The sequence below is a fragment of the Psychromonas hadalis ATCC BAA-638 genome, from assembly GCF_000420245.1.
Taxonomy (GTDB): domain Bacteria; phylum Pseudomonadota; class Gammaproteobacteria; order Enterobacterales; family Psychromonadaceae; genus Psychromonas; species Psychromonas hadalis.
The window spans coordinates 1-6,702 of the sequence record NZ_ATUO01000183.1 but is presented as its reverse complement, the minus strand read 5'-3'; the positions used below and the strand labels follow the sequence as shown (position 1 = coordinate 6,702).

At 40.4% G+C, this 6,702-nt stretch carries 7 protein-coding genes; 1 reads left to right on the top strand and 6 read right to left on the bottom strand.

Going from position 1 to position 6,702, the window contains the following annotated elements:
- Positions 1-376: 376 nt before the first annotated feature.
- From G322_RS0116495 to G322_RS24355, 6 genes are all read right to left on the bottom strand, one after another.
- On the bottom strand, positions 377-1,339 hold the full coding sequence (locus G322_RS0116495; RefSeq protein WP_022942819.1) for a TAXI family TRAP transporter solute-binding subunit: 963 nt from the start codon (positions 1,337-1,339) through the stop codon (positions 377-379).
- A gap of 132 nt (positions 1,340-1,471) precedes the next feature.
- Complete coding sequence (locus tag G322_RS0116490) at positions 1,472-2,431, bottom strand: TAXI family TRAP transporter solute-binding subunit (protein WP_022942818.1); 960 nt, start codon at positions 2,429-2,431, stop codon at positions 1,472-1,474.
- Positions 2,432-2,450: 19 nt separating this feature from the next.
- Positions 2,451-3,785 (bottom strand): amino-acid N-acetyltransferase, encoded by a 1,335-nt coding sequence (gene argA, locus G322_RS0116485; protein ID WP_022942817.1) that lies wholly within the window; start codon positions 3,783-3,785, stop codon positions 2,451-2,453.
- A gap of 72 nt (positions 3,786-3,857) precedes the next feature.
- On the bottom strand, positions 3,858-4,781 hold the full coding sequence (locus tag G322_RS24365) for an alpha-amylase family protein (protein WP_245542341.1): 924 nt from the start codon (positions 4,779-4,781) through the stop codon (positions 3,858-3,860).
- Entirely contained in the window at positions 4,729-5,172 is a 444-nt protein-coding gene (locus G322_RS24360; protein ID WP_245542340.1) for an alpha-amylase family glycosyl hydrolase, read from the bottom strand. The genes G322_RS24365 and G322_RS24360 overlap by 53 nt, the downstream gene beginning before the upstream one ends.
- 143 nt (positions 5,173-5,315) lie before the next feature.
- Positions 5,316-5,912, bottom strand: a complete 597-nt coding sequence (locus G322_RS24355; RefSeq protein ID WP_245542339.1) for a hypothetical protein — start codon at positions 5,910-5,912, stop codon at positions 5,316-5,318.
- A gap of 53 nt (positions 5,913-5,965) precedes the next feature.
- Here G322_RS24355 and G322_RS0116475 point away from each other — a divergent pair, with 53 nt between their 5' ends.
- Positions 5,966-6,349, top strand: coding sequence for a rhodanese-like domain-containing protein (locus G322_RS0116475; protein WP_022942816.1), 384 nt, complete (start codon positions 5,966-5,968; stop codon positions 6,347-6,349).
- Positions 6,350-6,702 lie beyond the last annotated feature (353 nt).

Here is a 6,702-nt window from a genome sequence, read left to right as displayed (position 1 = left end):
AGCTCAGCGTCATTCATTATATGGATCTGTTCGCGCATAAGTTATTCTTATTATTAAGTTATAAAAAAAGGCAGTAAAACTGCCTTTTAGGGTTCTATACCCATGTTACCTCAAGGTGCTTTGTCAGGCACAAGCTCGGTAACCAGAGCAAGACGCAACATGAGCGAATGGTTATTCCCTTTATGATTGTTGCAACGCTGGGCTGGTTTTCGAGCTTGCGCCCCGAAGGGCAAGGCAACTCGCACCAATCTGCGTTGTTATAAAATCTCGACTTAGAATGACTAGGCTTCAATTTTATGCCTAGCACCTTGGCACGATTTTCCTTGCTGACTTTGCACCTTGAAGTATCATGGGTATATAGTCAAAATATAAAAAATTACATCCAACCGCGCTCTTTGTAGTATTTAACCGCGCCATCATGCAGTGGTGCTGAGAGTGCATGAGTGATCATATCTTGCTCTTTTAAGTTTACAAAGGCAGGGTGCAATTTTTTGAAGCGTGCGAAGTTATCAAAAACAGCTTTAACGACTTGGTAAACCGTTTCATTATCGGTATCAGTAGAGCTTACGAAAGTAGCTGCAACACCAAAAGTAGGAACATCATTTGGCGTTCCTTTATACATGCCACCAGGGATGATTGCAGGTGCATAAAAAGGGAAGTCGGCAATGAGTTTATCAATTTCTGGTCCTACAACAGGCACAACTTTTGAATCACAAGACACGCCTGCTTCTTTAATTGCACCCGATGGATGCCCCACAGTATAAGTGATTGCGTCTAAATTATTATCACACAGTGCTGCCGACATTTCTGCGGCTTTAAGCTCTGATTTAAGGCTAAAATCTTTCATGGTAAAGTTTTTAGCTTCCATCACCACCTCCATCGTGCCACGTGTGCCAGAGCCAGGGTTACCGATGTTAACGCGCTTATTTTTTAAATCGTCAAAGCTGTTGATGCCAGAGTCGGCACGCACTACTAGGGTAAAGGGTTCTGGATGAACTGAAAATAGCGCACGTAACTTTTTATTACCTCGACCTTCAAATTGACTGGTGCCATTGTAAGCATGATATTGCCAATCTGATTGTGCAATGCCCATATCTTGTTCGCCTGCACCAATCGCATTGATATTAGCAACGGAGCCACCTGTTGATGGAGCATTACATTTGATATTGTGCGTTTTAATGCCACGGTTGACCAATTTACAAATAGATTGACCAACAACGTAATAAACGCCTGTTTGCCCGCCCGTGCCGATAGTCACGAATTTTTGCTCTGCAGCATGCAGTAACGATGTGGATAATACTAATGCACTCAAAATAGAGTATTTAAAGGTCTTGTTCATAAATAGTTCCTTGTAAAAATGAACAAGCATTATGCGTAAATGATCGCTGTTTTCAATATTTTTAAACTATTTTTGCGAGTGAGATTAAAAAACATAGCTATATCTCAGTAATAATTTGACTTTCTCTTTTTGCTACTTAATCAAACCCACCTCTTTATAATAGCGAAGTGCACCGCTGTGTAAGGGTGCGGTAATTGAGTTTTCTACCATCTCTTGTTTTTTTAACTGTGCAAAAGCGGGGTGTAACTGAATAAATTCCGCATGATTTTCAAATATCGATTTAACCAGTTGATAAGCCACTTCATCAGATAATGCAGAAGTAGTGGTGATCACAGCCCCAACACCAAAAGTAAACGTATCCTCTAAACTGCCTCGGTACATACCACCAGGGATAACCGCTTTTTGATAATAACTGGTTTGTGCGGTTAAATTATCGATTTTATCGCCTGACACATTAACCAACTTTGTTTGACAGGCCCCCGATGCCTCTTTAATCGAACTATTCGGGTGTCCCACAACATAAATAATAGCATCGACTCTGTTGTCACATAATGCTTTAGCTTGCTCATTAGGGGTCAACTCTAATACTGTTTTGAAGTCTTTTTTATGCCACTGGTAAAGTGATAATAGCATTTCCATCGTCGCACGTTGTCCTGAACGAGGGGCACCAATATTAACGCGTTTGCCTTTGAGATCTTCAAAACGGTTAATATTAGAATCTGCACGTGCTAATACCGTAAAAGGTTCTGCGTGTACTGAAAACAGAGAGCGCAATTCAGGAAATGGTCCTATTGTTTTATAACGACTCGACCCCTGATAAGCATGATATTGCCAATCCGACTGCAAAACACCTAAGGTTAACTCGCCAGAGCGAATTCCCTCAATATTATAGATAGAGCCGGGCGTACTTTTTATTTCACAATGATAATTCGCTTCTGCAATTTTATTCGCTAAGTAACAAATAGCCCCCCCCGTAGGATAATAAACGCCTGTTACACCTCCCGTGCCGATGGTTAAGTACTGTATTTTGCTGTGTACAGAAAAAGATAAGATCGCCAATAACAGAATCGAACTTTTTTTCGAGACAAACATAGAGTCGTGTTTCCTTGAACTAACGAATTTTACGCAATAATACTTTAGAGTTACGTTTTAGGTTATACAGTTCTTTCCTTGCAGAGGGTAAATCACTGATATCTGCAAAGTTAAAACCACGCTCTCTAAACCAATGAATACTTTGTGTAGTTAATACAAAGATAGCATCTAGCCCTAGTTCTCGCGCCTTACGCTCAACATGAAGAACCAAGTTATCAGCACGTCCACTGCTGCGATATTTAGGATGGCTAACTAAACAGGCAAGCTCGCCCATCTTTTCATCTTTAAAAGGATAAAGGGCAGCACAACCAATAACCATGCCATCAAGTTCAACAATTTGGAAATGGTGAATTTCATTCTCAAGTAATTCGCGTGAACGCTTTACTAATACACCCTGTTTTTCAAGCGGCTCTATGAGTTCAAGTAAACCACCAATATCATCAATCGTTGCAGTGCGAATACGCTCTGAGCTCTCTTTCACAATTTGTGTTCCACTACCGTCTCGGGTAAACAACTCTTTAAGCAACGCACCTTCTTGATAATAACTAATAAGATGGCTACGCGTAACGCCCGCTTTACAAGCAGCAATAGCAGCACGTAAAAAACGCAATGTGCCAGAGGCTTCTTGGTCTCTTTTTGCCATCACATCAACATGCTGCTGTGCTTGTTCGGGCAGTAGTTCTGAAATCAGTTTTCCTGACTCATCTAACACACCTGTTTTAGAGCAGAAACCAATCAATTTGTCCGCTTGTAGTCCAATCGCCACTTGGGTAGCAACTTCTTCTGCAAGCAGGTTAAAGACTTCACCCGTCACAGAGTAGCCTAAAGGAGAGATAACAGGGATAGCCCCCATATCAAGATGAATTTTTAACCCTTCAACATCAATGCGACGTACTTTTCCTGCATGGCAATAATCAACGCCATCTTTTATACCAATAGGTTGCGCTGTCACCACATTGCTCACCACCGTGCGGATACTTGCACCTTGCATTGGCGAATTAGCGAGGCCCATTGATAAACGAGCTTGCAACTCTATTTGCACCGCACCCACCGCTTGTTTTATTAAAACGAGGCTTTTTTCATCAGTAATACGAATATCATTTTTAAAGGCACTTTTATGACCGTGTTGATCTAACTGTTTTTGAATTTGAGGGCGTACACCATGCACTAAAACAAGTTTTACCCCGAGGCTATTTAATAACGCAATATCATTAATAATATGTTGAAAGTTATCCGTTTCTAAGGCTTCACCGCCTAACATTAATACAAATGTTTTATGACGATGCGCATTGATATAAGGCGCTGAACTACGAAACCAATTAACCAGTTGTGCTGAATCTTGTACCACTTCCATTGTTTGCTCTTTTTTTAACGACTTGTTTAACGAAATATTTCAATTACTTGTATTTTATCAATTAAGTGTGAACTATCCAATCAAAATAACCAGAGAACGCGCAGCCACTAAATATTCTTTATTAACAAAGTGTTTTTTATCACCTTGCACATGGATATTTTGCCCGTCACTCAGGGAAGTATCCACAATACGTTGCCATTTTCCACTTGAAGAGACTGGCAGTTCAAAATTCAAATCTTGCCAATACGCATTAAAAGCCACATAAGCGACATGATCTGAATTAGGTTGCTTGCTTTCCATGGCAATCGCATGAGAGTGTTCCCCCCAGTCTGGATGATTTACTTTTACACCATGCCAGCGCAACGCAGATTGAGCAATAATATCATGCAGAGAAGCACGCCTTGCATCACTGAGATGCACTGCCTCCAAAGTAGTACGTTGCTCAATCAATGCTTTGGTAAAACGAAATAGACCTTTATTTTTTTCTATATTATCCCAATTAAACCAAAAATCGGAATTATCTTGACAATAATCATTATTATTACCTTGCTGACTGTGCGCTATTTCATCCCCCATTAATATCATCGGAGTGCCTAATGAGATAAGGTTAATGGCAATCAAATTTTTTATCTGCTGCAATCTTGATTTTTGTATTTTAGGATCGTCTGTTTCCCCTTCAACACCATGATTCCAACTGTAATTATTTGAGCAACCATCACGATTCTCTTCACCGTTAGCAAGATTATGTTTATCGTTATAACTAACCAGGTCATGCAGGGTAAAACCATCATGACAAGTGATAAAGTTAACCGATTTTTCAGGCTCTAAATTATGAGAGCCATAAACATCGGGGCTACCAATTAAGCGCGATACAAATTTACCCACCAATCCTGAATCACCACGCAAAAAACGGCGCACATCATCACGAAAATAACCGTTCCACTCACGCCAACGTTGCCCTGCTAAACTGCCAACTTGATATAACCCCCCCCGCATCCCATGCTTCTGCAATCAGTTTCACCGGAGAAAGAATAGGATCGGTATCAATGCTCCACAGTGTCGGCGGACTTAACATCGGGCGACCCACTTCATCTCGAGAGAGAATAGAGGCTAAATCAAAACGGAAACCATCAACATGCATCTTTTCCACCCAAAAATGCAAACTATCAAGGATCATACGGCGCACCACAGAATGGGTGCCATTGAGGGTGTTACCACAACCGCTAAAGTTCATATAATGCTTTCTATCTTCCGACATAATGTAATAAACACTGCTATCAAAACCACGAAAAGAGAACGTTGGACCCTTTTCATCGCCCTCTGCGGTATGATTATAAACAACATCTAAAATCACCTCAATATCAGCGGCATGTAACGCTTTCACCATGTCACGAAACTCATTAATCGGCCCTAAAACCGATCTGTCTGAGCTATATTCTCGATGCGTTGAAAAAAGTGATAGTGGGCTATATCCCTAATAATTAACTAAACCGGCATGATGTTCACTGGGGTCAAATTGATGTACAGGCATCAATTCAACTGCTGTGATACCAAGCTCTTTAAGATAGGGGATTTTTCCACAAGACCCGCATAAGTACCCCGCTTATTTTTGGCAATGCCTGAACTTTGATGACGAGTAAAGCCCCCTACATGCATCTCATAAATAACACTGGTTGCGAGCGGATGCCGTGGGTGCTTATTATTACCCCAATCATAATCATCAATATCAACCACCACACTCTTTAGGCATTTATCAATGTTAGAGCCTTCTTTAATGGCGGCTTCACGGCAGAAGTTATCGCCACGTTCAACTAATAATCCATAAGGGTCAAGTAATAATTTATCTGGGTTAAACGCCAGACCTTCGTGTGGACGATAGGGGCCATTAATACGGAATGCGTACAACTGTCCTGCTTTTACTCCTGTAACAAAAATATGCCAATAATAAGCGGTGCGATTATTAATGTCTGAAAGCTTGAATAGTTGGCTCGCAGTCTTGGCATCTTTATGGTCAAAAAATAGCAGTTCAACCGACTCAGCTAAGCACCCATAAACACAAAAGTTAGCTCCTTTTTGAGTGAAAGTCACCCCTAATTTATCAGGTATTCCGGATGAAAAACTGTACATAAAAAACTCCGAGTTATATATTCTATGAATTCGATAATATAGGAAATAAAATCGTGGATTTAAAACATCTGTTAAAAATATTACCGTTGCTACTGTTTAGTGCATTTTCGCAGGCAAAGATGCAACAGCTAGAACCTCAAGTATTGCTCAAATTGATACAAGATCAACAAGCGCCTCTTATTTTAGATGTGCGATCAACGGGTGAATTCCAACAAGGGCATATTCAGGGGGCCATTAATATCTCTTATGATCTATTAGGGGCTAAAAGTGAGTTGTTAAATGACTACAAAAACAGACTCATTGTTGTTTACTGTCGCTCAGGAAGACGCGCACAAGTTGCTTATCAGATCCTGCAGAAAAAAGGCTTTAAACAACTTATAGACCTAAAAGGCCATATGATTTTATGGCAACAGCGCCAATATCCATTAGTGCGTTGACACTATAAAAGAGAGAAAAATAAAACCGCCTTGGTCATTACGATAATAACAAAAAACATTATGAATCAGAGGGTTCTAAGCTCCCTCAGCAACGCATAAAAAATCACACAAAAACAACACTTGCACTATAGAAAAGGCAACCTAAACTTCATCTGAATTCAGCTTTTGATCTAAATCAACAAATCTATTCGAATCAAAAGCCAAGTTCAGGATAACTACGAAGCATCATCGCAGCTGCCAGTCTCCCATAAATAGTGTAAGTAACCCTTTTGATGAACGGACGTTTGATGCATCTTCAATGCCAGTAACTTTATTGAGCCAACCAAATAATGCTTCAATCGGCTGCCTCATAC

What these genes read in the sequence shown, in the direction of transcription:
- G322_RS0116495 (WP_022942819.1), bottom strand. Translation starts at nt 1,339, where the DNA reads ATGAACAAGACCTTTAAATACTCTATTTTGAGTGCATTAGTATTATCC.
- G322_RS0116490 (WP_022942818.1), bottom strand. Translation starts at nt 2,431, where the DNA reads ATGTTTGTCTCGAAAAAAAGTTCGATTCTGTTATTGGCGATCTTATCT.
- argA (WP_022942817.1), bottom strand. Translation starts at nt 3,785, where the DNA reads ATGGAAGTGGTACAAGATTCAGCACAACTGGTTAATTGGTTTCGTAGT.
- G322_RS24365 (WP_245542341.1), bottom strand. Translation starts at nt 4,781, where the DNA reads ATGCGGGGGGGGTTATATCAAGTTGGCAGTTTAGCAGGGCAACGTTGG.
- G322_RS24360 (WP_245542340.1), bottom strand. Translation starts at nt 5,172, where the DNA reads ATGGTGAAAGCGTTACATGCCGCTGATATTGAGGTGATTTTAGATGTT.
- G322_RS24355 (WP_245542339.1), bottom strand. Translation starts at nt 5,912, where the DNA reads ATGTACAGTTTTTCATCCGGAATACCTGATAAATTAGGGGTGACTTTC.